Raw genomic sequence first — 22,354 nt, forward strand, 5'->3', positions numbered from 1 at the left:
GTTGTCGCCTGTCCTCGCTCAGATTTCGAAGCTGACCATCTTGGCCATGATGAAGCCGCCAATGCACATCCAGATGAAGCCGCCGATACCCGCAACTATCAGACGCTCGTCGATGAAAAACCGGCCGATGTATTCCGGGTTCACAAACCAGACCATGCCGAACACGAAGAATGGCAGAGACCCGACGATGTAGGCTGAGGCTTTGGATTCGGACGACATCGCCCTGATCTTCAGTTTCATCTGCGCGCGCTTGCGCAGCACATCGGCCAGATTGGAGAGCGTTTCAGCCAGATTGCCGCCCGTTTCGCGCTGAATGGCAAGCGTAATGCAAAAAAAGCTGAATTCTGCGGTATCGAGCCTGTCCGATGTTTCCTGCAGTGCTTCTTCCATGGTCCGCCCGACCTTGATGCGGTCGACGACGGCTTTGAATTCCTCACCCACCGGGCCGGGAACTTCCTGCGCTACCACGCCAAGCGTTTCGGTTACCGGTAAGCCCGAACGCAAGCCACGAACCAGCAGTTCGATCGCATCCGGGAATTTGGTGGTGAAGGCATTGGTGCGTTTCTTGACCTGACTATTGACCACCATGTGCGGCAAACCGCCGCCAATGACGAAGCCAAAACCCAAGGCAAGCAAGAGAGCACCCGATTTCAGGTATATCAGCAATGCGATAGCGAGACCGAGCCCGATAGAGGCGTAGATGTAATGCGCCACAGTCCAGGGTTTTCCGGTACGATGGAGACGCAGGGTAAGGGCCTCGATCCGCGATTTCGAACCGGCGACCTGATGCATCTTCGGCTTGCGTGCGGCGACAGCCTTGCGCAACTGCGCTTCGACCCGGTCCGACGTGCTCTCGGCATAACGTTCGCGTACGGTCTGAAGCCGGCGCGCGCTTGCCTTGGCGACCGAAGGGCCAGAAAACGCCGCGAACGCCAGCAGCAGCGTCAGCATCAGCCCTACGGCGATCAGCAACATTTGAGGTATGCTCATGGTCCGCCTCTGACTATTCCGGCGATGGCTGTCGGTTCGCGGGGGGCTGTTACCTCAGCCATTCCCCGCGGAATCCGATCAGGCGTTCGCTTTTTCCTTCTTGGCAATCAGCCCCTTGAGGTCGATCTTGCCGAGCAGCGAGCTTTTGCTTTTCGAAGCTGTGCTTTCGCCGCTTTCATCGGGTTCGATGTCGCTGTGGATGATTGCCTGCGCGACATTGCGCACTATCGCACTTGCCTTGCTCGAAGGATTGGCCGCGATAAATGTCTGGCCGAGCTTGGCCGCATTGGCAGCGGCTTTCAGATCGAACGGGACGAGAAAATCAATCCTGCGCTCGATCGAGGCTTCGAAATCGGCCTTGGTGATTTCGGCCGTACCGGGCTGCACCTTGTTGGCGACCACCATCAGGTGCGTGTGCGGTGCGTTCGATTTCAGCCAGGCAAGAATGCGGATCGTGTCGCGCGCGGAGGCCAGCGTCAGTTCGGCCGTTATCACCACGATATTCACGTTCCCCAGAAGATGGGGGAAATTGATCAGCATGTTTCGCGGCATGTCGATCACCGTCATATCAAAAGCCTGACGGAATTCTTCCTCGAGCTGGATGAAGGCTGCGCCGTCGGTCATCAGCGGTGCGCTGATGGGCGCTTCGGCTGAAAGGATCGCCAGATTGTCGTTCGCGCGGATCATCGCGCGCTCGATAAACAGCCCGTCGATGCGGCTGGGGTTGTCGATGGCGTCGGTCAATCCGCGTCCCGGTTCGAGATCCAGCGTCAGGGCGCCCGTTCCGAAATGGACATCCAGATCGAGCAGGGCGGTCGGCAGTTTGTGATCCATGCTGAACAGCCACGACAGCGAAGTCGCCAGCGTGGATGCGCCGACACCGCCACGTGCGCCCACAATTGCAGTGGAGATGTGCCGCTTGGCTGCGGTGCCATCCCCGCCTTTGGGCGCGGCAAACACCATCTGGGCATGCGTAAGCGAATCCCGCAGCTGCGATGCGCTCAACGGCTTCAGCAGGTAATCGTGAATACCGCTGGCCAGCAGGTCGCGATAAAGCCGGACATCGTTGACCTGGCCGATGGCGATCACCACGGTGCCCGGTTCGCAGACTTCGGCCAGTCCGTTGATATCGTTCAGCGGATCACCGCATTCCGAAAGGTCGACCAGCAGGATGGCCGGGCTGGCGCTGACCGAAAGCGATTGCACGGCATTGCGCAATCCGCCTCTGTTGCACTTTTCCGGTTGCCAGCCCATTTCGATGATGACCGGGCGCAACTGGTCCAGTGTGGCATCGTCGCACACGAACGCGGAGAAGGGATCGCGATTTCCGGCCATGCCGGGTTTCCAAGGAGCGTTCATGGCTTAATTCCCTGCGTCTGACGTTGTATTGGCTTTGAGTTCCTTGGTCCCGGTGACGGGCTTCGCGCGGTAGCTGTCGATCGCCTTGGTTGACGACATCACGACGGTTTCACCCTTGCTGGAGGAACCGCGCACCAGATCTTCGGGATTGGCGACCATGGCGGCCAGATTGCTGTTTACCGCGCAGCCAAAATTGGAATTGGTCTCGTTGCCCAGCGTGGCGGCGAAATTGTCAGACCAGTCGGGGCAGCCGGGAACGCTGGCCGTAGACCGGGTGAGCACGACACGCACATTGCCAGCCGACACATAGCCGGGTGTCACAGGCGCGCCATCGGCCAGCAGAATACCGTACTTTGCAGCGATTTCGCCAATTGCCTCACGCGTGGCATAGCTGCCCAGCGGATCGTCCAGCGCAACGCGATCGCCATAGCGCAGGTCCATCGTCTCGAACCAGTCCGCCAGTCGGCGCTGTTCGGGAACCGAAAGTCCGCCGCCGCCGGTTGCGAGGTCCAGCGTATAGTTGGTACGCTTCACGACCGGCTGGTGAAGGCTTTCAAGCCCACGCCGTTCAGCACTCGAACTGGAACAGCCTGCCGCGGTCATCCCTATTGCGAGGAGAATGGCGGCGGCCAGTGGTTTGGTCATGCGATCGAACATCGGATTCCCTTTCTCAGTTCAGGCTGAAACCGGGCGTGGCAGCGGTTTTCGCTTTACGGCTCGGTTTGCGCGATTTGCCGCGCGATTTTTCACTGCCGGCAAGATCCGGCTTCGACGGTGCAAGCAAGGCATCGTCGGCGTATCCGATCGTGGGATCGGTTGGCGTTTCCGGGTCTGTCGTGGGCAGCGGACGCGTGCCGCCGGTCACACCGCGGCTTTCCATGTTGCCCATGAACTGTTCAAATGCCGTCGGGGCGCGGAAGCCATCGGTCGGCAGTTTGATGTCCCTGTCGTTGACCGGATTGACCAGATAGGGGGTGACCACAATCACCAGCTCGGTTTGGCCCTTGCGGAATTCCGTGGAACGGAACAGCGCGCCCAGAATAGGGAGGTCGCCGACGCCCGGCGCCTTCTGGATCGCGTTCTGCGCATTGTTGTTCAGCAGTCCGGCAATCATGAAGCTCTGGCCAGAGCCAAGTTCAACGGTCGTTTCCGCGCGGCGCACGGTCAGAGCGGGAACCTGGGTGCCGTTGAAAATCACCGCGCCCTGCGATGAGAGTTCGGACACTTCAGGCCGGACGCGAATGGAAATACGGCCATTGGCGAGAACCGTGGGGGTATAGGCCAGGCTGATCCCGTACTTCTTGTACTCGATGCTGGTTGTTCCCAGCCCTTGCGCCAGAGGAATGGGGAACTCGCCACCAGCCAGAAAATCCGCTGTCTCGCCCGAAAGCGCGGTGAGATTGGGCTGTGCCAACGTGGTCACCAGTCCGTTGGTTTCCGCGAGATCGAGCGCGCTGACCAGATCGAGCCCGAGGAATTTGCCGAGTCCGGAAATCGTGGTGCCGCCAGCGATATTGGTGATGACGGATGTTCCGTCGCCGCCTTCTGTCACACCGGTGCCGACAGGTCCCCTTGGGGTGTATTGCGGGAGCCAGCCTTGCCGACCCTGTCCGATACCGAACTGGAAGCCACTGGAGGAATCCGCGCTGGCCAGATTGACGCCAAGATTGCGCACCAGCGAACGGCTGACTTCGGCAAAGCGGACCCGCAGGTTGACCTGCAGGGGCGTTGCCATTTTCAGGCGGCTGATCACGTTGGCGCCTTCGCCCATATAGGCTTTGACCAGCCGTTCGGCCTCGGCGGCGTCTTCCGGCGCGGCAACCGTACCGGTCAGAAGCACCGTGTTATTGCTCATCGTCGCGACGCCGATCTTGGCCTCGGGCATGGCGAGCGACAGCATCTGGTCGATGCTGTCGATGTTCGAACCCACGCGGACGTTGGCAGACCAGATCACCGCACCGGAGGCGTTGCTGGCATAGACCGTCGTTTCGCCGCCGGCTTTGCCGAAGACATAGAGCTGACGTTGCGATTTGACCTGCACATCGGCAATCGTATCGTTGGCGACGAAGATGTCGGCCATCGTGCCGGGTACTGTCACCAGCCGCCCACGGCCGATGGACAGTTCGACCATCTCGTTAGGCCGGTTGACCGACTGGGCCTGCGCTGCGCCCATGGGCAGCACCGTGATCGGCGTAATGGTGCAGGCGGCGCCGATGATGGCGAGAGTAAGCCGGCGTTTCATATGGTTGCCCCTTGTTTGCGCGCTGCGCGGGAACTGGTTTGCTGTGCGGTCCAGGGTCACGTCACTTCTTCCCGACCGGAACGGCTTCGGTATTCTTGCCGCGCGTCACCCGGACCATCGGGCCCATCGGGACCATGGCGGCAGGTGCCCCACCCATGGCGGGGGCAGACGCCCCTGCCGCAGGGTTGGCTGCAGGCATCGAGCGGCGCTGGAAACGTGATACATCGGCGCCTGTGACGAAGCTGGTCGAACGATCCTGAGGCCGGCTCATGGCCGTGCGGATGATTTTTTCTTCCTCGTCCTTCGAGGCACCTGCGGGCACGTCGACATTGCCCGATGCGATGGCACGTTCGAGTTCGCCTTCGTTATCCGCGAGCGAGCGCAGCGACAGGCTGATCGTGCCAATGGTCTGGGCGACCGCGATCTTTTCCGCGATCTTTGGCGTGACCTCGAGCGTGACCGTGCGGAATGCGCGGACGACAGTCTTGCCGTCGACGATTTCGCTTTCGGTGGACTGGTCGGTCGCGAGAACGCGGATGTTGCTGAGGAAGGTTTCCGATGCGCGCAGGGGCGTATCTTCCTGCCCCTTGACCGACTGGGTCAGGACAAGGTCAACCCGGTCGCCGGGGAAAACAAAGCCGGCAACCCCGGTCTTGGCCGAAACCGGAACGGTAACCGCGCGCATGCCGGGCCCGAGAGCTGCGGCAAGAAAACCACGATCACCGGGGCTGACAAGCGCACCCTGCGTAACCGGTTCACCAGCCATGACGGGGTGGCGCACGACGGTGCCAAGGAGCTTTTCCATGTCGGTTTCGCCATCGATATAATAGGCGTTGTCGACCATTTCCTTGGGCCAGGCCTGGAAACTGATGGAATCTGCCGTGATGATCGTGCCGATCGGCAGCGCGCGCTGTGCGACCAGCACTTTCGGACCTTGCGGTTCCGCCGGTGCGGCTGCTGCTGTTGCCTGCGGTGCGGATGCCCCTGCAAACATGCTGCGGGCGGCAAGTGCTGTGCCGATCGCAATGACCAGCGCCCCAATCAGCAGTATCAGCTTTTTCTTGTCCATGGCTTGTTAGGCCCCCCTGATTATGTCCGGTCCTGTCCGGACATCACGCCCTTGTGTTAGGACGAAAATGGTTAAAATCCGGTTCACCCCAAAAGGCTCGCTTGTGCGGGCAGTTCCCCGAGGTACTCCATGCCCAAGATCCAGATCCCGCCGACGGCGATCGCGACACCATAAGGAATGGTGAGTTTGTCCTTCTGGCGACGCATGACGTGCCAGCTGCCCAGGAAGATCGTGAGCACACCGCCGACGAGCGCCATGACCAGAAGCACTTGCATGAAGGAGGCGGGCGGAAACCATAGCGCGAGCGCCGAGAGCAGCTTCACATCGCCGCCGCCCATCACGCGCAGCGCAAACAGCCCTGCCAATATAGCGAAAGTACCGAGGGCGAGACCGATCTGGATGCCCAGACCGGGCCACAGGCTGAGCCCGCTGGCCCACCAGAACAACGGCGCGCCCAGCACGATTATGGCATTAAGCCAGTTGTCGATCTGACGGCGCCGGATATCTGTAAAGGCCGCGATCAGCAGCAACGCTGCGAGTGCGACAAGAAGAAAATCGTGGAATAACCCGTTTTGCATTTCTAGCCCCCGGTTTGGCCCCGGAGACAGGGATAACGGACATGACTTACCAAATGGTAACCACGAAGGAGGTTGATTATTCAGGAACTCGAACAGCAAGCGCAGGGGCGGGCCACCACGCGGACGATCCCCGCTGGCGCATGCGAAAGCCTGTGGCATGCCCCCGACGGGTTCGCGATCCGACGGATCGATTGGACGGGCACGGGCCGTGTGGGCAGGGGATCGATCCTGTTTTTGCCTGGACGGGGCGAGTTCTATGAAAAGTATCTGGAAACGCTGGATTACTGGGCCGGTCAAGGCTGGCAGGTGACAGCGCTGGACTGGCGCGGGCAGGCCGGATCAGGCCGGTTGGGCGCCGATCCGGTGACCGGGCACGTTTCCGATTTCTCGGTATGGATCGATGATCTTGCCGCGTTCTGGCAGGAATGGAGGGCGGATCGTTGCGGACCATGCATTCTGATCGCGCATTCGATGGGCGGGCATCTTGCCTTGCGCGCGGTTGCGGAACACCGGGTCGCGCCCGATGCGCTAGTCCTTTCTGCGCCGATGCTGGGCATAAGCGCGAGCCTGATTCCGGTGCCCGTGTTGCATGGCGTCGCCTGGGCCATGACCCGGCTTGGCGATCCGCGCCGTCCTGCCTGGCGGTGGAGTGAAAAACCCGGGGAATTGCCCGCTGACCGCGCCGACCTGCTGACTCACGATCCGGATCGTTATGCGGATGAACTGTGGTGGCGTGCCCATCGGCCCGAACTGGTGATGGGACCGGGCAGCTGGGGTTGGGTGGAACGCGCCTTTGCGTCAACGCGCGCGCTGGCCCGGCCGGGGGTGCTGGAACAGGTGACGATACCGGTCCTGATTCTGGCGACGGCGAAGGACCGGCTTGTCGATCCGCGCGCGATAGCGCGCGCCGTGCGGCGCTTGCCCGATTGTGAAGAGTTGCTTTTCGGGCCGGAGGCGCGCCATGAGATTCTGCGTGAGACGGATTCGGTCAGGGACCGGGCGCTGCGGGCGATCGATGGTTTCCTTGATCGCGTCGCGCCGCAACAGGAACCCGTCGGGTAAGCGAGGCTATCATTTCAGCGAATTTCGATATTGCTGTGATCGGTGCCGGAATGGCCGGAGCCAGTCTGACGGCTGAGGTGGCGCCGCATGCCCGCGTTCTCCTTCTCGAAATGGAGGATGCGCCCGGTTACCACGCAACGGGGCGTTCCGCGGCCTTCTGGGTGGAAAGTTATGGCGGGCCGCAAGTCCAGCCGCTGACAGCCGCATCGGGCGGCTGGCTGAACGAGGCGGGGTTCCTCCATGATCGTGGTGGGCTCAACATCGCACGGGCGGATCAGCGGGGCCTGCTGGATGCGTTCGAGGCGGAGTTTTCCGCGCTGGGAATCCGGCTGGAACGCTGGGATCGCGCCGCGATGGAACAGGCGGTACCCGGTTTGCGCGCGGAATGGGTCGATGCGATCTATGAACCTGACAGCAAGGATATCGACGTTGGGGGCCTGCATGCGCATTTTCTGGCGCGTGCGCGGACTGCGGGTGCCCAGCCGCGCTGTCGCAGCCGGTTGACCGCGCTGGAACGGGTGGCGTCAGGCTGGAGCCTGACTCTGGTTGACGGCACCCAATATACCGCATCGGTTCTTGTCAACGCCGCCGGGGCCTGGGCCGATGTGGTGGCCGGGATGGCGGGTGTGCGCCCTCTGGGCATTCAGCCCTACCGGCGCACGATGCTGCAATTGCGGACGGAACCGCAACCGCGCGCGGATATGCCCGTCGTGCTCGACATCGGGGGCAGTTTCTACTTCAAACCGGAAAGCGGGCGCCTGTGGCTCAGCCCGCATGACGAAACGCCCAGTGCCCCCTGCGACGCGGCGCCCGAGGAAATCGATCTGGCACAGGCGATCGACCGGCTGGAACAGACTGTGGACTGGCGCATCGCGCAGTTGGAACACAAATGGGCCGGTTTGCGCAGTTTTGCGCCCGACCGGCTCCCGATCTATGGTTTTGATCCGCGTAACAGGGGCTTTTTCTGGTTCGCCGGGCAAGGGGGATTTGGCATTCAGACCGCCCCTGCGGCAGCGCGGCTGGCGGGACAGTTGCTTCTGAACCTGTCGTCCGATGATATGACCCGCAGGCTTGATCCGGCGCTCTACAGCCCTGCAAGATTCGGCTAGCCAAGTCTTGCAGGCGCGCTAGTCTCCACGCGCTCAGCAACCATGTGGAGAGTCGTTATGGCGCATCGTTTCGAGATTCGGAAAAACAAGAAAGGCGAATACGTTGCTTACTTCTGCTACAATGCAGAAACGATGTTCTGGACGGAAGGCTATGCTTCCAAGGCAAGCGCCCAGAACGCCATTGATTCCATAAAGAAGAACGGCCCGGCGGCAGAAACCGTCGACGCCACTTGATTGTGCTCTGACCGGCATGCCGGTGCGGGGGCATAGCAAGGATGCCTTGCTGTGCTATGCGCACCGGTTGCCGTTGGTCCGGGCGTTTTCAGGCCGGGAAAGGTCGGATATGCGCCCTTGGGGCTAGCCTTGCGCCGCCGCGATGGCGGCATCACTGGCCAGTTTATCGACCCGCTCGTTTTCCGGGTGGCCCGAATGGCCCTTGACCCAGATCCATTCGATCTTGTGCTTGGCGGCAACCTCGATCAGGTCGTGCCACAGTTCGGCGTTCTGTACCGGCTTCTTGCTGGCGGTGACCCAGCCGTTGCGTTTCCAGCCGTGAACCCAGCGGGTGATCCCGTCCATCACATATTTGCTGTCGGTATGCAGCAGCACCTCGCACGGTTCGATCAGGGCGTCGAGCGCGCGAATGGCGGCGGTCATTTCCATGCGATTGTTGGTGGTATGGGGATCGGAACCGGATAGTTCCTTTTCATGCTTGCCCATGCGCAGCAGTGCGCCCCAGCCACCGGGGCCGGGATTACCCTTGCAGGCGCCATCGGTAAAAATCTCGACATGTTTCATGCGCTTGCCATGCCTCAATCGTGCGGTAGCGGAAAGGCTGCATCGCCCTTTTCCGCATAGAATCGCAGCCGCCGGGCAAAATCCATCGGGTCTTTGCGGGTCACCAGCGCGTCCGCCGGCGTGTGCAGCCAGTCATAGGCGCGGGTCATCATGAAACGCATGGCCGCGCCGCGCGCCAGAACGGGCAGGGCGTGGCGTTCATCGCGCGAAAGCGGGCGGACTGCGCAATAGCCTTCGATCAGCGCGGCGGCCACGGCGGGCCGGAAACTGCCATCCGCCTCGAAACACCATGCGGCATGGGTGACAGCGAGATCGTAGGCGGCGATATCGTTGCAGGCGAAATAGAAATCGATCAGCCCGCCGACCGCATCGCCCAGCATCAGGACATTGTCGGGGAACAGATCGGCATGGATCACCGCATGCGGCAGGGCTGCGGGCCAGTTCGCCTGAAGAAAGGCCAGTTCGCCTTGCACGAGGTCAGGCAGTTCGGGGTTGATCGAGGCAAGGCCGGCTTCCCCGCAGTCGTCCGCCAGTTCGCGCCAGCTTGGCAGGCTGAGGCCGTTGGCGCGGCTTGCCGGGAAATCGGCTGAAGCCAGATGGATGCCGGCCAACGCTGCCCCGACGGAGCGTGCCTGCGCCGGTTCGGGATGATCGACAGATACCCCCGGCAGAAATTCGATCAGCGCCACGGCCTTTTCGCCCAGCATGCGATAGGCCCGGTTTGCGCGATCATGGATCGTGCGCGGTACCGGGCAGCCTTTCGCGGCCAGATGATCGAGCAGCCCAAGAAAGAAAGGCAGTTCGTTGAGATCGATCCGCCGTTCGTACATGGTCAGGATGAAACGTGCCCCGGTGCCATCCTTGCCCGTGGTTTCGATCAGCCAGTTCGAATTGGACACACCTTCGGCAATGCCCTTGGCAGAGGTGAGCGTGCCGACATCGTATTCCTGGATAAGGCTGGCGAGTTCCTCGGCACCGAGATGGGTGTAAACGGCCATTTAGCGTGCGAACCTCATTCCGTAAGCTGGCGGGGCAGCTTGAAAATCATACGTTCCTCGGCGGCGATATGCGTGCGCTCTTCCACGCTGCGCCATTCGCCCAAACGGTCGATGACTTCGCGTACCAGCACTTCGGGCGCTGAGGCACCGGCGGTGATCCCGACCGTGCCCACACCGTCCAGCCATTCGGGCTGGATATCGCTGGCGCGGCCAATCAGCCGTGCCGGGGTGCCGCTGCGATCCGCGACTTCGACCAGCCGTACCGAGTTGGAGGAATTCGGCGCGCCGATCACCAGCACCAGATCGCATTCGGGTGCGATCGCCTTGACCGCCGCCTGCCGGTTGGACGTGGCGTAGCAGATATCTTCCGCTTTCGGCCCGACGATATCGGGATAGCGCTGGCGCAGTGCGGCAACGATGGCGGCGGTATCGTCCACCGAAAGCGTCGTCTGTGTCAGGAAGGCCAGCTTCGTGCCGGTGGCGAATGCCAGCGTGGCGACATCGTCCAGCGATTCGACCAGCGTCATCGCCCCATCGGGTACCTGTCCGAAGGTTCCGATGACTTCGGGATGGCCGCGATGACCGATAAACACGATATGGCGCCCGGCTTCGACCTGGCGTTCCGCCTGACGGTGGACCTTGCTGACCAGCGGGCAGGTGGCATCGAGATAGTCCAGCCCGCGTGCTTCGGCATTGGCGGGCACGGCCTTGGGCACGCCGTGGGCGCTGAACACCACCGGCACACCATCGGGCACCTTGTCCAGTTCTTCCACAAAAACAGCGCCTTTTGCCTTCAGCCCATCGACGACAAAGCGGTTGTGGACGATTTCATGACGCACGTAGACCGGCGCGCCATAGCGTTCGAGCGCGCGTTCGACGATCTCGATCGCCCTGTCGACACCGGCGCAAAAACCGCGCGGCGCGGCCACCAGCACGGTCAGCGGCGGCAATCCATCTTTTGTCACTGGGTTTGGCGGGGTTGCATTCATGCCAGTGCCTCTACGGATTGCGGCCGGTTCCAGCAAGCTTGCGCTTCAGGTGAAATGCCCCAGACCCGTTGCGCTTTCTCGGTACAGGCCGTAGGGCTGCTCCCCGACCTTTCGACGAGGAACGAACATGACCGCTCGCTTTCGCCTGTTTGCTCTTGCGCTTTGCGCTACTGCCGCCCTCGCCGGTTGCAAGTCCAAGGGTGACATTGTCGTGGAAGAAGGCATCGGGATCACCGCGCTGCGCACGGTATGTCCCGCTGTCGGCATTCCCGATTACACGGGCGATGTGACGCTGTTCAAATCCGCCGATCGCACGGCCGCATCGATGGATGTCACGGCCGCGATCACCAATGTGCGCGTGACCTGCAACGATGAATCGGCCGAAGTCTATTCCGCTGCAACATTCGATGTGGTGGCCCGCCGTTACAATACGCAGGGTCCGGCTTCGGTAACCTTGCCCTATTTTTCCACGGTGGTGCGCGGTGACAGTTCGATCGTGTCCAAGCGAGTCGGCACGGTAACGCTGAATTTCGCACCGGGTCAGGAACGGGCACAGGCATCGGCGCAGGCTGCGGCCTATGTCAATCGCGCTGAAGCGACGCTGCCGGAAGACATTCGCAAGCGAATCACCCAGCGGCGCAAATCGGGCGATGCCGATGCGGCAGTCGATCCGCTGACCGATCCGGAAGTGAAAGCCGCGCTCGCCCGCGCCAGTTTTGAGCTGCTGATCGGCTTCCAGCTGACCAAGGATCAACTGGCCTATAACGTCACACGTTAAGCGACAGCCTTTCCCCGCGCGCGTAAACCCGCTAACCGCGCGGACCATGTCGGATATCACTACGCTTTACGCCGCCTTTGCGGCCCATATCGCCACGGCGCTGGATGCACTCGAACGGGAAGGCGCGCTGCCCGCAGGCTTGCCGCGCGACAATGTCACCGTCGAGCCACCCCGCGACGCGAGCCATGGCGATCTTGCCACCAACGCGGCCATGGTGCTGGCGAAGCCCGCCAAAACCAATCCGCGCGCGCTGGCGGAATTGCTGACTGCGAAACTGGGCGAACTGCCCGATGTCGCCAGTGCGGAAATTGCCGGGCCGGGCTTTATCAACTTGCGGCTGGCCGATGGGGCATGGCGCCGGGAAATTGCCGGTATCGCTGCGCTGGGCGCCGACTATGGCCGTTCCGATGCGGGCGGTGGCAGCACGGTCAACGTCGAATATGTATCTGCCAATCCCACAGGGCCGATGCACATGGGGCATTGCCGGGGGGCCGTGGTGGGCGATGCGCTGGCGACGCTGCTGGAATATGCGGGCCATAAGGTGGTGCGCGAATATTACATCAATGATGCGGGGGCGCAGGTGCAGGTGCTCGCCCGCTCGGTGCACATCCGTTATCGCGAGGCGCTGGGCGAAGCTGTGGGGGAAATCCCCGAAGGGCTCTATCCGGGGGACTATCTGGTTCCCGTGGGGCAGGCGCTGGCCCAGGAATTCGGGGATCGTTACGCCGCCGCACCCGAATCCGAATGGCTGGACCTGTTCCGCACCCGCGCCGTTGCCGCGATGATGGACATGATTCGGGCCGATCTCGCCCTTCTGGGCATCCGGCACGATGTGTTTTCATCCGAGGCGGAACTGCAGGCGGCAGGCAAACCGGCGGAAGCCGAAGCATGGCTGCGCGCGCACGATCTGGTGTACGACGGCATTCTCGAAGCCCCCAAGGGCAAGACGCCTGACGATTGGGAGCCGGTGGAACTGCCGCTGTTCCGTTCGACCCGTTTCGGGGATGATCAGGATCGCCCGATCCGGAAAAGCGACGGCAACTGGACTTATTTCGGGGCCGATCTGGCCTATCACTTCCAGAAGGCGGAAAGCGCCGACGCGCTGGTCGATATCTGGGGCGCGGACCACGCCGGCACGGTCAAGCGGATCAAGGCCGCTGTCGCCGCGCTGACCGAAGGCGCGGGGCGGACGCTGCCGTTTGAAGTCAAGCTGGTGCAGATGGTGCAATTGCTGCGCGATGGCGAACCGGTGAAAATGTCGAAGCGGGCGGGCACTTTCGTGACGCTGGCCGATGTTGTGCGCGAAGTGGGCAAGGACGTGGTGCGCTTCACCATGCTGACCCGCAAACCCGAGGCGCAGATGGATTTCGATTTCGCCAAAGTGGTGGAAGCGAGCAAGGACAACCCGGTCTTCTACGTGCAATATGCCCATGCGCGGATCGCCTCGACCTTGCGCAAGGCTGCCGAACAGGGCCTTGCGCCTGCGCCCGATCATGTCGAACGGCTGGGCGCGGAAGAACTGGAACTGGTCAAGCTGGCCGCGCAATTCCCGCGGACCGTCGAAGCGGCGGCTGCCGCGCGCGAACCGCACCGCATTGCCTTCTTCCTCAACGATCTGGCCGCAGCGTTCCATGCCTACTGGAATCTCGGCAACGACCGTCCGGACAAACGCTATATTGTTGTAGATGACCCAGAATTAACCAGTGCGCGGCTTTTCCTTGCTATCCAGATCGGACAAGTGTTGAAAAACGGTCTCGCCCTGCTGGGCGTGGAGGCAGTGGAGGAATTGTAGGATGGGCGGAATGGGGGAATTCAGCCGCAACGGTGATGGGGGTTCGTTCGGAACGGGCAGCACCGCACAGCTCGCGCTGGACGACGAAGACGATCGTCTCCCCTGGCTCGAGTCCGGCGAAGAGGATGTCGAGGAAGGCGTCGATACGGGCCGTCTGGTCGGTTTTGCGCTGATCGGCCTTGCTGCGCTGGTTGCGATTGTTGGCCTGATCTGGTGGCTGGGCAACCGCGGCGACAGCGCCGAACTGGTTGCTGATGGCCGCACGATCGAGGCGCCCGATGCCCCTTACAAGACCAGGCCCGAGAATCCCGGCGGCAAGGAATTTGCCGGCACCGGCGATACCAGCTTCAAGGTGGGCGAAGGGGCCAGTACCGACAGCAAGCTGGCCACAGCCCCGGCCGCCAAACCCAGCGTGCCCGCCAAACAGCCGGATGCGGCTGGCGGCAAGGTGAACGATGGGGCGAACGATACGGCCAATGTTCCGGGCGTTGGGGTGCAGGTCGGCGCCTATAACAGCAAGGAACAGGCGCAGGCGGGCTGGACCACGCTCTACACCGCGAACGAGGCGTTGCATGGCTACAAGTACCGGATCGTGCAGGGCACGGCCGATATCGGCACTGTGTACCGGCTTCAGGCGGTAACCGGCGATGTCGCTTCGGCGGAGGCGCTGTGTTCCCGGCTTAAGGCCGCTGGCACGGCCTGTCAGGTCAAGCGCTGACGACCATCTGCCGGTACCGGGTCTTTCCGTAATCCACATGCGCGGTGTGGCGCACGCTTGCCACATCCGCGCTTTGCTGCGAGTTTCCCGTCTATGACGCCCGCGATTTTCGGTATGGCCGGACCGGCATTGACCGCCGAGGAGCGGGCATTCTTCCGCGAAAGCGATCCTGCGGGCTACATCCTGTTCGGGCGGAACGTGGAAAACCGCGCGCAAGTGCGGGCGCTGACGGATTCGCTGCGGGACCTGCATGGCCGCGACGATCTGTTTATCTGCATCGATCAGGAAGGCGGCCGGGTGGCGCGGATGAAACCGCCTGAATGGCTGGCTTTCCCCCCGGGTGAGGTGTTCGACCGGCTTTACGATATCGCGCCTGCCAGCGCGATCGAAGCCGCGCGCGCCAATGCGGAGGCGCTGGGCCTCGATCTGGCCGAAGTCGGCATATCGGTCGATTGCCTGCCCTTGCTCGATGTGCGGCAACCCGGCGCGCATGATGTGATCGGTGACCGGGCGCTGGGGCAGGAACCGCAGCGTGTGGCCGCGTTGGGCCGGGCGGTGCTGGATGGTCTGGCCCGCGCAGGTGTCGTCGGCATTGTGAAACATATCCCGGGGCACGGCCGGGCCTTGTGCGACAGCCACAAACACTTGCCGACAGTAACCGCCAGTGCGGAAGACCTTGAATCGGACATTGCACCCTTCCGCACGCTGGCCAGTGCCCCCGTCGCGATGACCGCACATATCGTCTACACCGCATGGGATAGCGAAAATCCCGCCACCCAGTCGCCATTCGTGATCGCGGAAATCATTCGCAAGCGGATCGGTTTTGATGGCCTGCTGCTCAGCGATGATCTCGATATGGAAGCCTTGTCGGGCACTGTGCCGGAACGCGCGGAACGGGCCGTGGCTGCGGGTTGCGATCTGGCGCTCAATTGCTGGGGGCGCATGGAGGATATGATCGGCATCGCCGAACGCCTGCCGCCGATGCGCGCGGACAGCCGGGATCGGCTCGATCGCGCCATGGCATCGATCCGCGGTCGGGTTGCCGGGGAGGATCAGGCGCGGCTGCTGGCCCGGCGTGACGGTCTGCTCGGCCTGTCCGGGGCGAACGCGTGAACGAAGATGGCCTCCTGTTCGAAATGCCCGAACAGGGCCCTTCGAATGAGGATTGGGACAGTCCGGTCGCCGGATCGGGCGATGAAGGCGCGCTCTATCTTGAACTCGATGGCTGGGAAGGACCGCTGGATCTGCTGCTCGATCTGGCACGGCGGCAGAAAGTCGATCTCAAGACCATTTCCATTCTCGCGCTGGTCGATCAGTACCTGACCTATATCGACCAGGCCGAAGCCCTGCGGCTGGAACTGGCGGCCGACTATCTCGTCATGGCGGCCTGGCTGGCCTACCTTAAGTCGGCCCTGCTTCTGCCGAAGGAAGAACAGGAAGACCCCAGCCCCGAAGAACTGGCCCTGCGTCTGCAACTGCGCTTGCAGCGCCTTTCCGCGATGCGCGAGGCAGCTGCCCGGCTGATGGCACGGGATCGGCTGGGGCGCGATGTGTTCCGGCGTGGCGCACCCGAAGGGTTGCGGGTGGATCGCAAGAATGCGTGGCAATGCGACTGGTTCGATCTGGTCAGCGCCTATGGGCAGGTACAGGCCCGCAACAAACCGGTGGTGCATATGGTGCGCGAACGGCCGGTGATGACACTGGAAAGCGCGATCAACCGCGTATCATCCATGCTGGGCATGACGCTGAACTGGATGCAGCTGGAAGATTTCCTGCCGACCCATTCCGATCCGCGCCTGCGGCGTTCGGCGCTGGCATCCAGCTTTCTGGCGGCGCTGGAACTGGCGCGCACCGGCCGCGCGGAAATCGCGCAGGAACAGACGTTCGGCCCACTGCGGCTGCGCCGGATCGTGGCATGAGCGACGAACGCGAACCCGATGAACTGCTGCGCGCGGTTGAAGCGACGCTGTTCGCAGCGGAAGAACCGATGAGTATCGAGGTTCTGTCGAACCATCTCGGCGGGGCCGATGTGCGCGCGGCGCTGCGCGAACTGGCGCAGCATTATCAGGGGCGCGGCATCGAACTGGTTGAGCGGGGCAAGCGCTGGCATTTTCAGACGGCGCCAGACCTTGCGCATCTGTTGCGGCGCCAACGGGAACAGGTCCGCCGTCTGTCGCGTGCGGCAACGGAAGTGCTGGCGATTGTCGCCTATCACGAACCAGTGAGCCGCGCCGAAGTGGAAGCGATTCGCGGTGTGCAGACGGCAAAGGGCACGCTGGACGTCTTGCTGGAAGCGGGCTGGGTGCGGGTGGCGGGCCGCCGCGAGGTTCCCGGTCGCCCGGTTATCTACGCCACGACTGCGGAATTTCTGGCCCATTTCGGGCTGGCATCGCGCCGTGACCTACCGGGAATCGACGAATTGCGCGCGGCTGGCTTGCTCGATCCGGTGGAAGACGTGCTGGAAGGCTTGCTGGGCGAAAGTGCGCCTGCGCCGGAATCCGGCCCGGCAGAGGAAAATCCACCCCCGGATGACCCCGAGGCGGGACTGGAAACCACGCCGGATGAAGCGGGCTGACTGGCGCTGCGCCGCCAAAGCGCCTATATTCTGAAACACACGAATTGAGAGAGTTTCCATGGGACTTAGCGTCTGGCACATTCTTGTCGTTGCCCTGGTTATCCTCGTGCTGTTCGGGCGCGGCAGGATTTCCGAAATGATGGGCGATTTCGGCAAGGGTATCAAAAGCTTCAAGGAAGGGATCAAGGAAGAGGACGACAAGCCGGTCGCCCCGCGCATCGAAGCGCCTTCGTCCGATGCCCCGCCTGCCGAAGTCAGGCCCGCCGATACCACGGAAAACAAGTCGGCCGACAATCAGCCGACGTCCAACTGATCGAGAGAATGCGCCATGTTTGATGTCGGCGCGTCCGAATTGCTCCTGATTGCCGTGGTGGCAATCGTCGTCATCGGGCCGAAAGATATGCCACTGGCCCTGCGTACCGCCGGGCGATGGATTGCCAAGATACGCCGTGTTTCCGGCCATTTCCGTTCGGGTATCGAAACCATGATCCGTGAAGCGGAACTGGAAGATATGGAAAAGAAATGGCGGGAACAGAACGCGCAGATCATGGCGGCCCATCCGGATGCCTCCACGCATCCCGAGGCGGCATCAGCAGAAGCCGCATCGGCCGAGGCGGCTCTTTCGACCCCGCCGCACGGTAATCCTGCCGCCGAAGCGGGCGGCGACCCGGGCGCTGTCGCCACCGGTGATGTGTCGCCACCGGCGGAACCGCAATTGCCGCTGGGCGGCCCCGTCAGCCGTAACGAGCCCTGACCATGGCCTTCAAGATCAAAGACATCGACGAGACGCAGGCCCCGCTGCTGGAACACCTGATCGAGTTGCGCAACCGGTTGATGCGCTGTGTGCTGGCACTGGCCGTGGCCTTTGGCGTCTGTCTCTATTTCGCGGAGGACATTTTCGGATTTCTCGTCCGTCCGCTGACGGCGGCCTTCCCCGAGGGGCAGGGGCGCCTGATTTACACCAAGCTCTACGAAGCCTTCTTCGTCGAGATCAAGGTGGCCCTGTTCGCGGCGTTCTTCGTGAGCTTTCCCATTCTGGCGAACCAGCTCTGGGCTTTTGTCGCCCCCGGCCTCTATGCCAAGGAAAAGAAGGCGTTCCTGCCGTTCCTCTTCGCCACCCCGATTCTGTTTATCGCGGGGGCGGCGATGGCCTATTACATTGTCATGCCCACGGCCTTTGCGTGGTTTCTGGGCTTTCAGGGCAATGCGGGGGGGCTGAAACTCGAAGCCCTGCCGGGTACCGGCGATTATCTCGATCTGGTGATGCAGTTCATTCTGGCGTTCGGCATCAGTTTCCTGCTGCCGGTGCTGCTTCTGCTGCTCAATCGCGCTGGGATTGTCACGCGCACGCAACTGGCCGGGGCGCGGCGTTACGTGATCGTGGCGATTTTTATCGTCGCGGCGGTGATCACGCCGCCCGATGTGGTGTCGCAATTGCTGCTGGCGATCCCGCTGATGCTGCTGTTCGAAAGCGCGATGCTGATCATGTGGTTCGGCGAACGGCGCGAGCGGAAGGCTGAAGCAGAAGCGGCGGCCGATAACGATGGGGCGCCGACGGAACAGGCCTGATCGGGCGGTTCTCCGCTGATCCGCCATCGGGTTGCCGGCTGGCCCTTACCAGCCGGGCATTTTTTCCTGTGATATCTTCTGCGCTTCTTCCTGCCCGGCGACATAGATCCGGGCGCCGCCGATCCATGTTTCGACCACGCGCAGGCTGCGCAACTCCGCCGGGCTGGCCAGCATCGGATCGCGGTCCAGCATGACGAAATCGGCGCGCTGCCCCTTGATCAGTTTGCCAAAGCGCCCATCGCCGAACCCGGCATAGGCGCCATTCGCGGTAAACGCGGCCAGAGCATCTTCGCGCGACAGTTTCTGCGTGGGTTGCCAGTCTGCGGCGGGCGTGCCCGATGCGCTTTCCCGCGTGATCGCCATCGCCATATCCGCAAACGGTGCGGGTACGGCGTTGGTGGCGATCGAGGCATAGGCCGGTTTGACACCCGCCTGCACCACGCTTTGCCATGGTTGCACCTGTGCCGCGTCAGCCGGTGTGCCTGCCATGTCCTGTTCCAACGCGCCGAAGCGGAAGGTGATCAGCGCCTTGTCGCCCGCCGCGCGGCCAGCCTGTACCGTGTCGATGGCGCGCAGGCCTTCCAGCCGCCAGCGCCGTTCCCCCTGATAGGTGGGCTTGAGTTCGACAATCGCGTCCAGCACATCGTCCACGGCGGCGCGATCAGGCGTGGCCGCCGCGATCTGGAAATTGTCCATCGCCGCCCGGCTCATCAGGTTGCGCAACTGCGTGGCGGCGGGCGAAAGCGCCGCCGATGTGGCGCCTTCCGTTTTGCCGGGGCGCAGGAACAGCCCGTTGAACCGCAACTTGTCGTTATAGAGCCAGGGCGTGGGGCCAGGGCCGCCGATCAGGGTCATATCCTCCACTGTCCCGGCATAGGCCATGACGCGGATATAGAGCGTGTTCTGGTCGCCTGCGCGGCGATAGGCCTGCCAGTCATCGATCGTGGTGCCCATGTCGGCCACGGCGGTGATCCCTTGCGCGGCAAGAAGGCGTTGGGCCTTCTGCAGGGCGACATCGCGATCTTCGGGGCGGGGCGGGGGCAGCCCGTTCTTGCCGCCGGTCATGGCCGCATAGCCGATACGCATCAGCGCCACATGGGAATCGACAATGCCGGGCATGATGAACCGGCCCGCGCCATCATAGCGGTAATCGATTTTCTTCGGCCGTTTGTCGCCGCTTTTCAGGATCTGCGCGATCGTGCCGTTCTCATCGAAAATCAGTCCGGTGAATGTGATCAGACGGCCATTTTCGTCGAGCGTGATGCCGCTGATATTATCCAGCAGCGAATCCGCCTGCGCGGGCGCGGCCAGCGCCAGCGACCCTGCGGCACATACAACAAAGGCAAGCGTCCGCATCACCGGCGGCCCTTGGGCAGGCGGCGGATTAGCGCGCTGGTATCCTGACGCCCGCCGCCCAGTGCCTGCACTTCGCCATAGAACTGGTCGACCAGCGCCGTCACCGGGACCGACACGCCCAGCGCCTTCGCCTCCTCGATGGCGTAGCCCAGATCCTTGCGCATCCAGTCGATGGCGAAGCCGAAGTCGAATTCGTCGGCGGCCATGGTTTTCCAGCGGTTTTCCATTTGCCAGCTTTGCGCCGCGCCGCCCGAAATGGCGTCGAGCACCTTGTCCATGTCGAGATTGGCGGCATCGGCAAAACGCACCGCTTCCGACAGGCCCGCCATGATCCCCGAAATGCAGATCTGGTTGACCATCTTGGCGGTCTGTCCGGCCCCGGCGCCGCCAATATGCACCATGCGGGCGGCATAGGCCGCCATGACCGCTTCTGCCGCGGCATAGGCATCCGGTGTGCCGCCGCACATGATCGCCAGCTTGCCGTTTTCCGCGCCTGCCTGCCCGCCCGAAACCGGGGCGTCGACGAAGTGCAAGCCGCCATCCGCGCATTCCTGTGCCAGCGCGCGGGCGATGCGTGCCGAAACGGTGGTGTGATCGATCACCAGCCCGCCGGGCGCGAGCGTCGCCAGCGCACCGTCAGGCCCGCGCATGACTTGCGACAGATCATCGTCATTGCCCACACAACTGATGACGATCTGCGCATCACGTGCGGCTTCTGCCGGTGTGGCGGCGATATGGGCCGCGCCATCGCTGCCGAACCGGTCACGCCAGGCCTGTGCCCGTGCGGGTGTGCGGTTATAGGCGGTGACGGTGTGGCCCGCACGCAGGAGATGCCCGGCCATCGGGCCGCCCATGACGCCGAGGCCCAGAAAGGCGATATGTTTGCTGTCAGACATGCCCGGCTGTTTAACGTCTTTTCCTGTGAAGCAAATGAACAATACGACGGAACAATCCGAGGGATTTACCCGTGGTGCGGTGCGGGCGGTCGTGAATCAAGGTTTCCCTAAGGCGCGCTTTCGTTTACGGCGCGCGGGCAATGGACAAGATCACAACTCTGGAACAGGTCGGCGGCGATTTGCCGCGCCTGACGATCGACGATATCCGCGCGGCCGCAGAGCGGCTGAAAGGCGCGGTTGTTCGCACGCCCACCTTGTACAGCAAGACCTTGTCGAACATTACCGGCGCCAATATTTGGCTGAAGTTCGAAAATCACCAGTTTACCGCCGCTTATAAAGAGCGTGGGGCGCTCAACGCGCTGACGCTGCTGACGGAAGAACAGCGGCGGCGGGGGGTGATCGCCGCATCAGCCGGCAACCATTCGCAAGGGCTTTCCTACCACGGCACCCGCTTGGGCGTGCCGGTGACGATCGTCATGCCCCGCACCACGCCGCATGTGAAAGTGATGCAGACCGAAAGCGTCGGCGGCAAAGTCGTGCTGGAAGGCGAGAATTTCGATCAGGCCTATGCCCATGCCCGTACCATGGAAAAGGAACTGGGACTGACCTTCATCCACCCGTTCGACGATCCGATCGTTGCGGCGGGGCAGGGAACCGTGGCGCTCGAAATGCTCGAGGATGTGCCCGAACTCGATATACTGGCGATCCCCATCGGCGGCGGCGGGCTGGCCACCGGTATGGGTGTGGCGGCGCGGGCGCTCAAGCCCGGGATCGGCCTGATCGGGGTCGAGGCGGAACTGTTCCCGTCGATGTACAATCGCCTGAAAGGCACCAATCTGCCCTGTGGCGGCGATACGCTGGCCGAAGGGATCGCGGTGTTCGAGCCGGGCAGCTACACCTCGAAAGTGCTGGGCGAACTGCTCGACGATCTCGTGCTGGTCGATGAAGCGTCGATCGAAACGGCGCTGGCCCTGCTTCTCCAGATCGAAAAGACCGTGGTTGAAGGGGCGGGCGCCGCAGGACTGGCTGCCGTGATGAACAATCGCGAGCTTTTTGCGGGCAAGAATGTCGGCATCGTGCTGTGCGGCGGGAATATCGATACCCGTTTGCTGGCCAATGTGTTGCTGCGCGATCTGGCGCGGCAGGGGCGGCTGGCCCGGTTGCGCATTTTCCTGCAGGATCGGCCGGGTTCGCTCTATCGCGTCATGCATGAATTCAACACGCACAACGTCAATATCCTGGAAATCTCGCACCAGCGTATTTTCACCAATCTTCCCGCCAAGGGGCTGGTCACGGATATCGAATGCGAGGCGCGGGATCGCGCGCAGTTGGATGCGCTGATTAATGCATTGCGGGCAAAGGGTTACACGATCAGTCAGGTGGAGCTCGATTGATGCAATGATCGCGTCCCGTTTCGTCTCGTTACGGGACGGGCCTGCGCTGCTCAGCCTCGGTTCACCGGAAATCGTGGTTAAA

The 22,354-nt window shown here is 62.6% G+C and carries 24 protein-coding genes; 13 read left to right on the forward strand and 11 right to left on the reverse strand.

What is annotated here, in order from left to right:
• Positions 1-18: 18 nt before the first annotated feature.
• The 6 genes from EGO55_RS12990 to EGO55_RS13015 form a co-directional block, all read right to left on the reverse strand.
• Entirely contained in the window at positions 19-990 is a 972-nt protein-coding gene (locus EGO55_RS12990; RefSeq protein ID WP_021690333.1) for a type II secretion system F family protein, read from the reverse strand.
• 78 nt (positions 991-1,068) lie between these two features.
• Positions 1,069-2,349 (reverse strand): Flp pilus assembly protein ATPase, encoded by a 1,281-nt coding sequence (locus EGO55_RS12995; RefSeq protein WP_021690334.1) that lies wholly within the window; start codon positions 2,347-2,349, stop codon positions 1,069-1,071.
• A gap of 3 nt (positions 2,350-2,352) precedes the next feature.
• The gene (locus tag EGO55_RS13000) at positions 2,353-3,006 is read right to left on the reverse strand and encodes a CpaD family pilus assembly protein (protein ID WP_021690335.1); all 654 of its coding nucleotides are present in this window, start codon (positions 3,004-3,006) and stop codon (positions 2,353-2,355) included.
• A 13-nt stretch (positions 3,007-3,019) separates the two neighbouring features.
• Positions 3,020-4,591, reverse strand: coding sequence for a type II and III secretion system protein family protein (locus EGO55_RS13005; RefSeq protein ID WP_021690336.1), 1,572 nt, complete (start codon positions 4,589-4,591; stop codon positions 3,020-3,022).
• Positions 4,592-4,652: 61 nt separating this feature from the next.
• A complete protein-coding gene (gene cpaB / locus EGO55_RS13010) occupies positions 4,653-5,660 on the reverse strand; it encodes a Flp pilus assembly protein CpaB (RefSeq protein WP_021690337.1) in 1,008 nt (335 codons plus the stop codon).
• Between the two features lie 83 nt (positions 5,661-5,743).
• On the reverse strand, positions 5,744-6,238 hold the full coding sequence (locus EGO55_RS13015; RefSeq protein WP_021690338.1) for an A24 family peptidase: 495 nt from the start codon (positions 6,236-6,238) through the stop codon (positions 5,744-5,746).
• A gap of 72 nt (positions 6,239-6,310) precedes the next feature.
• On the opposite strand from EGO55_RS13015, the gene EGO55_RS13020 reads away from it, so the two are divergent.
• Genes EGO55_RS13020 through EGO55_RS13030 form a run of 3 tightly spaced genes read left to right on the forward strand, consistent with a single transcriptional unit; the run spans position 6,311 to position 8,643 of the window.
• Positions 6,311-7,300, forward strand: a complete 990-nt coding sequence (locus EGO55_RS13020; protein WP_021690339.1) for an alpha/beta fold hydrolase — start codon at positions 6,311-6,313, stop codon at positions 7,298-7,300.
• Positions 7,301-7,311: 11 nt separating this feature from the next.
• Positions 7,312-8,409 carry an NAD(P)/FAD-dependent oxidoreductase gene (locus EGO55_RS13025; protein WP_040715712.1) on the forward strand — a complete coding sequence of 366 codons (1,098 nt, stop codon included), beginning with the start codon at positions 7,312-7,314 and terminating at the stop codon, positions 8,407-8,409.
• Between the two features lie 57 nt (positions 8,410-8,466).
• Positions 8,467-8,643 (forward strand): YegP family protein, encoded by a 177-nt coding sequence (locus tag EGO55_RS13030; RefSeq protein ID WP_021690341.1) that lies wholly within the window; start codon positions 8,467-8,469, stop codon positions 8,641-8,643.
• A gap of 123 nt (positions 8,644-8,766) precedes the next feature.
• Here EGO55_RS13030 and rnhA read toward each other — a convergent pair whose 3' ends face one another.
• The 3 genes from rnhA to ispH are packed head-to-tail and all read right to left on the reverse strand — an operon-like array spanning position 8,767 to position 11,194.
• Positions 8,767-9,207: a ribonuclease HI gene (gene rnhA / locus EGO55_RS13035; RefSeq protein ID WP_021690342.1), complete on the reverse strand. Its 441-nt coding sequence runs from the start codon at positions 9,205-9,207 to the stop codon at positions 8,767-8,769.
• Between the two features lie 14 nt (positions 9,208-9,221).
• Positions 9,222-10,205 carry a homoserine kinase gene (thrB, locus tag EGO55_RS13040; RefSeq protein ID WP_021690343.1) on the reverse strand — a complete coding sequence of 328 codons (984 nt, stop codon included), beginning with the start codon at positions 10,203-10,205 and terminating at the stop codon, positions 9,222-9,224.
• 14 nt (positions 10,206-10,219) lie between these two features.
• On the reverse strand, positions 10,220-11,194 hold the full coding sequence (gene ispH / locus EGO55_RS13045) for a 4-hydroxy-3-methylbut-2-enyl diphosphate reductase (protein ID WP_052023677.1): 975 nt from the start codon (positions 11,192-11,194) through the stop codon (positions 10,220-10,222).
• 127 nt (positions 11,195-11,321) lie between these two features.
• On the opposite strand from ispH, the gene EGO55_RS13050 reads away from it, so the two are divergent.
• The 9 genes from EGO55_RS13050 to tatC all read left to right on the forward strand — a co-directional run bounded on the left by EGO55_RS13050 (position 11,322) and on the right by tatC (position 18,626).
• The gene (locus tag EGO55_RS13050) at positions 11,322-11,972 is read left to right on the forward strand and encodes a hypothetical protein (RefSeq protein ID WP_021690345.1); all 651 of its coding nucleotides are present in this window, start codon (positions 11,322-11,324) and stop codon (positions 11,970-11,972) included.
• 46 nt (positions 11,973-12,018) lie between these two features.
• A complete protein-coding gene (gene argS, locus EGO55_RS13055) occupies positions 12,019-13,764 on the forward strand; it encodes an arginine--tRNA ligase (RefSeq protein WP_021690346.1) in 1,746 nt (581 codons plus the stop codon).
• 10 nt (positions 13,765-13,774) lie between these two features.
• A complete protein-coding gene (locus tag EGO55_RS13060; protein ID WP_021690347.1) occupies positions 13,775-14,482 on the forward strand; it encodes an SPOR domain-containing protein in 708 nt (235 codons plus the stop codon).
• Between the two features lie 93 nt (positions 14,483-14,575).
• Complete coding sequence (nagZ, locus tag EGO55_RS13065) at positions 14,576-15,595, forward strand: beta-N-acetylhexosaminidase (protein ID WP_021690348.1); 1,020 nt, start codon at positions 14,576-14,578, stop codon at positions 15,593-15,595.
• 23 nt (positions 15,596-15,618) lie between these two features.
• A complete protein-coding gene (locus tag EGO55_RS13070) occupies positions 15,619-16,401 on the forward strand; it encodes a segregation and condensation protein A (RefSeq protein ID WP_052023691.1) in 783 nt (260 codons plus the stop codon).
• Positions 16,398-17,057, forward strand: coding sequence for an SMC-Scp complex subunit ScpB (scpB, locus tag EGO55_RS13075; RefSeq protein ID WP_021690350.1), 660 nt, complete (start codon positions 16,398-16,400; stop codon positions 17,055-17,057). Before EGO55_RS13070 ends, scpB begins: the two co-directional genes overlap by 4 nt.
• Positions 17,058-17,115: 58 nt before the next feature.
• On the forward strand, positions 17,116-17,370 hold the full coding sequence (locus EGO55_RS13080) for a twin-arginine translocase TatA/TatE family subunit (protein WP_021690351.1): 255 nt from the start codon (positions 17,116-17,118) through the stop codon (positions 17,368-17,370).
• 15 nt (positions 17,371-17,385) lie between these two features.
• Positions 17,386-17,811, forward strand: a complete 426-nt coding sequence (gene tatB, locus EGO55_RS13085; RefSeq protein ID WP_021690352.1) for a Sec-independent protein translocase protein TatB — start codon at positions 17,386-17,388, stop codon at positions 17,809-17,811.
• 2 nt (positions 17,812-17,813) lie between these two features.
• Positions 17,814-18,626: a twin-arginine translocase subunit TatC gene (tatC, locus tag EGO55_RS13090; protein ID WP_021690353.1), complete on the forward strand. Its 813-nt coding sequence runs from the start codon at positions 17,814-17,816 to the stop codon at positions 18,624-18,626.
• Positions 18,627-18,671: 45 nt separating this feature from the next.
• Here tatC and EGO55_RS13095 read toward each other — a convergent pair whose 3' ends face one another.
• Both EGO55_RS13095 and EGO55_RS13100 read right to left on the reverse strand, forming a co-directional pair.
• The gene (locus tag EGO55_RS13095) at positions 18,672-19,982 is read right to left on the reverse strand and encodes an amidohydrolase family protein (RefSeq protein ID WP_021690354.1); all 1,311 of its coding nucleotides are present in this window, start codon (positions 19,980-19,982) and stop codon (positions 18,672-18,674) included.
• The gene (locus tag EGO55_RS13100) at positions 19,982-20,878 is read right to left on the reverse strand and encodes an NAD(P)-dependent oxidoreductase (protein WP_021690355.1); all 897 of its coding nucleotides are present in this window, start codon (positions 20,876-20,878) and stop codon (positions 19,982-19,984) included. Before EGO55_RS13100 ends, EGO55_RS13095 begins: the two co-directional genes overlap by 1 nt.
• Before the next feature lie 140 nt (positions 20,879-21,018).
• Between EGO55_RS13100 and EGO55_RS13105 the strand changes: the two genes are divergently transcribed.
• The gene (locus EGO55_RS13105; protein WP_021690356.1) at positions 21,019-22,272 is read left to right on the forward strand and encodes a threonine ammonia-lyase; all 1,254 of its coding nucleotides are present in this window, start codon (positions 21,019-21,021) and stop codon (positions 22,270-22,272) included.
• The last annotated feature ends 82 nt before the right edge of the window (positions 22,273-22,354 follow it).

The organism is Caenibius tardaugens NBRC 16725, assembly GCF_003860345.1.
GTDB classification, from domain to species: domain Bacteria; phylum Pseudomonadota; class Alphaproteobacteria; order Sphingomonadales; family Sphingomonadaceae; genus Caenibius; species Caenibius tardaugens.

Coding starts and splice junctions, on each gene's coding strand:
- EGO55_RS13070 (WP_052023691.1), top strand. CDS start 15,619: ATGCCCGAACAGGGCCCTTCGAATGAGGATTGGGACAGTCCGGTCGCC.
- EGO55_RS13000 (WP_021690335.1), bottom strand. CDS start 3,006: ATGTTCGATCGCATGACCAAACCACTGGCCGCCGCCATTCTCCTCGCA.
- EGO55_RS13015 (WP_021690338.1), bottom strand. CDS start 6,238: ATGCAAAACGGGTTATTCCACGATTTTCTTCTTGTCGCACTCGCAGCG.
- EGO55_RS12995 (WP_021690334.1), bottom strand. CDS start 2,349: ATGAACGCTCCTTGGAAACCCGGCATGGCCGGAAATCGCGATCCCTTC.
- EGO55_RS12990 (WP_021690333.1), bottom strand. CDS start 990: ATGAGCATACCTCAAATGTTGCTGATCGCCGTAGGGCTGATGCTGACG.
- cpaB (WP_021690337.1), bottom strand. CDS start 5,660: ATGGACAAGAAAAAGCTGATACTGCTGATTGGGGCGCTGGTCATTGCG.
- EGO55_RS13060 (WP_021690347.1), top strand. CDS start 13,775: ATGGGGGAATTCAGCCGCAACGGTGATGGGGGTTCGTTCGGAACGGGC.
- EGO55_RS13105 (WP_021690356.1), top strand. CDS start 21,019: ATGGACAAGATCACAACTCTGGAACAGGTCGGCGGCGATTTGCCGCGC.
- scpB (WP_021690350.1), top strand. CDS start 16,398: ATGAGCGACGAACGCGAACCCGATGAACTGCTGCGCGCGGTTGAAGCG.
- EGO55_RS13095 (WP_021690354.1), bottom strand. CDS start 19,982: ATGCGGACGCTTGCCTTTGTTGTATGTGCCGCAGGGTCGCTGGCGCTG.
- tatB (WP_021690352.1), top strand. CDS start 17,386: ATGTTTGATGTCGGCGCGTCCGAATTGCTCCTGATTGCCGTGGTGGCA.
- rnhA (WP_021690342.1), bottom strand. CDS start 9,207: ATGAAACATGTCGAGATTTTTACCGATGGCGCCTGCAAGGGTAATCCC.
- EGO55_RS13100 (WP_021690355.1), bottom strand. CDS start 20,878: ATGTCTGACAGCAAACATATCGCCTTTCTGGGCCTCGGCGTCATGGGC.
- EGO55_RS13080 (WP_021690351.1), top strand. CDS start 17,116: ATGGGACTTAGCGTCTGGCACATTCTTGTCGTTGCCCTGGTTATCCTC.
- EGO55_RS13050 (WP_021690345.1), top strand. CDS start 11,322: ATGACCGCTCGCTTTCGCCTGTTTGCTCTTGCGCTTTGCGCTACTGCC.
- nagZ (WP_021690348.1), top strand. CDS start 14,576: ATGACGCCCGCGATTTTCGGTATGGCCGGACCGGCATTGACCGCCGAG.
- EGO55_RS13005 (WP_021690336.1), bottom strand. CDS start 4,591: ATGAAACGCCGGCTTACTCTCGCCATCATCGGCGCCGCCTGCACCATT.
- tatC (WP_021690353.1), top strand. CDS start 17,814: ATGGCCTTCAAGATCAAAGACATCGACGAGACGCAGGCCCCGCTGCTG.
- argS (WP_021690346.1), top strand. CDS start 12,019: ATGTCGGATATCACTACGCTTTACGCCGCCTTTGCGGCCCATATCGCC.
- ispH (WP_052023677.1), bottom strand. CDS start 11,194: ATGAATGCAACCCCGCCAAACCCAGTGACAAAAGATGGATTGCCGCCG.
- EGO55_RS13030 (WP_021690341.1), top strand. CDS start 8,467: ATGGCGCATCGTTTCGAGATTCGGAAAAACAAGAAAGGCGAATACGTT.
- thrB (WP_021690343.1), bottom strand. CDS start 10,205: ATGGCCGTTTACACCCATCTCGGTGCCGAGGAACTCGCCAGCCTTATC.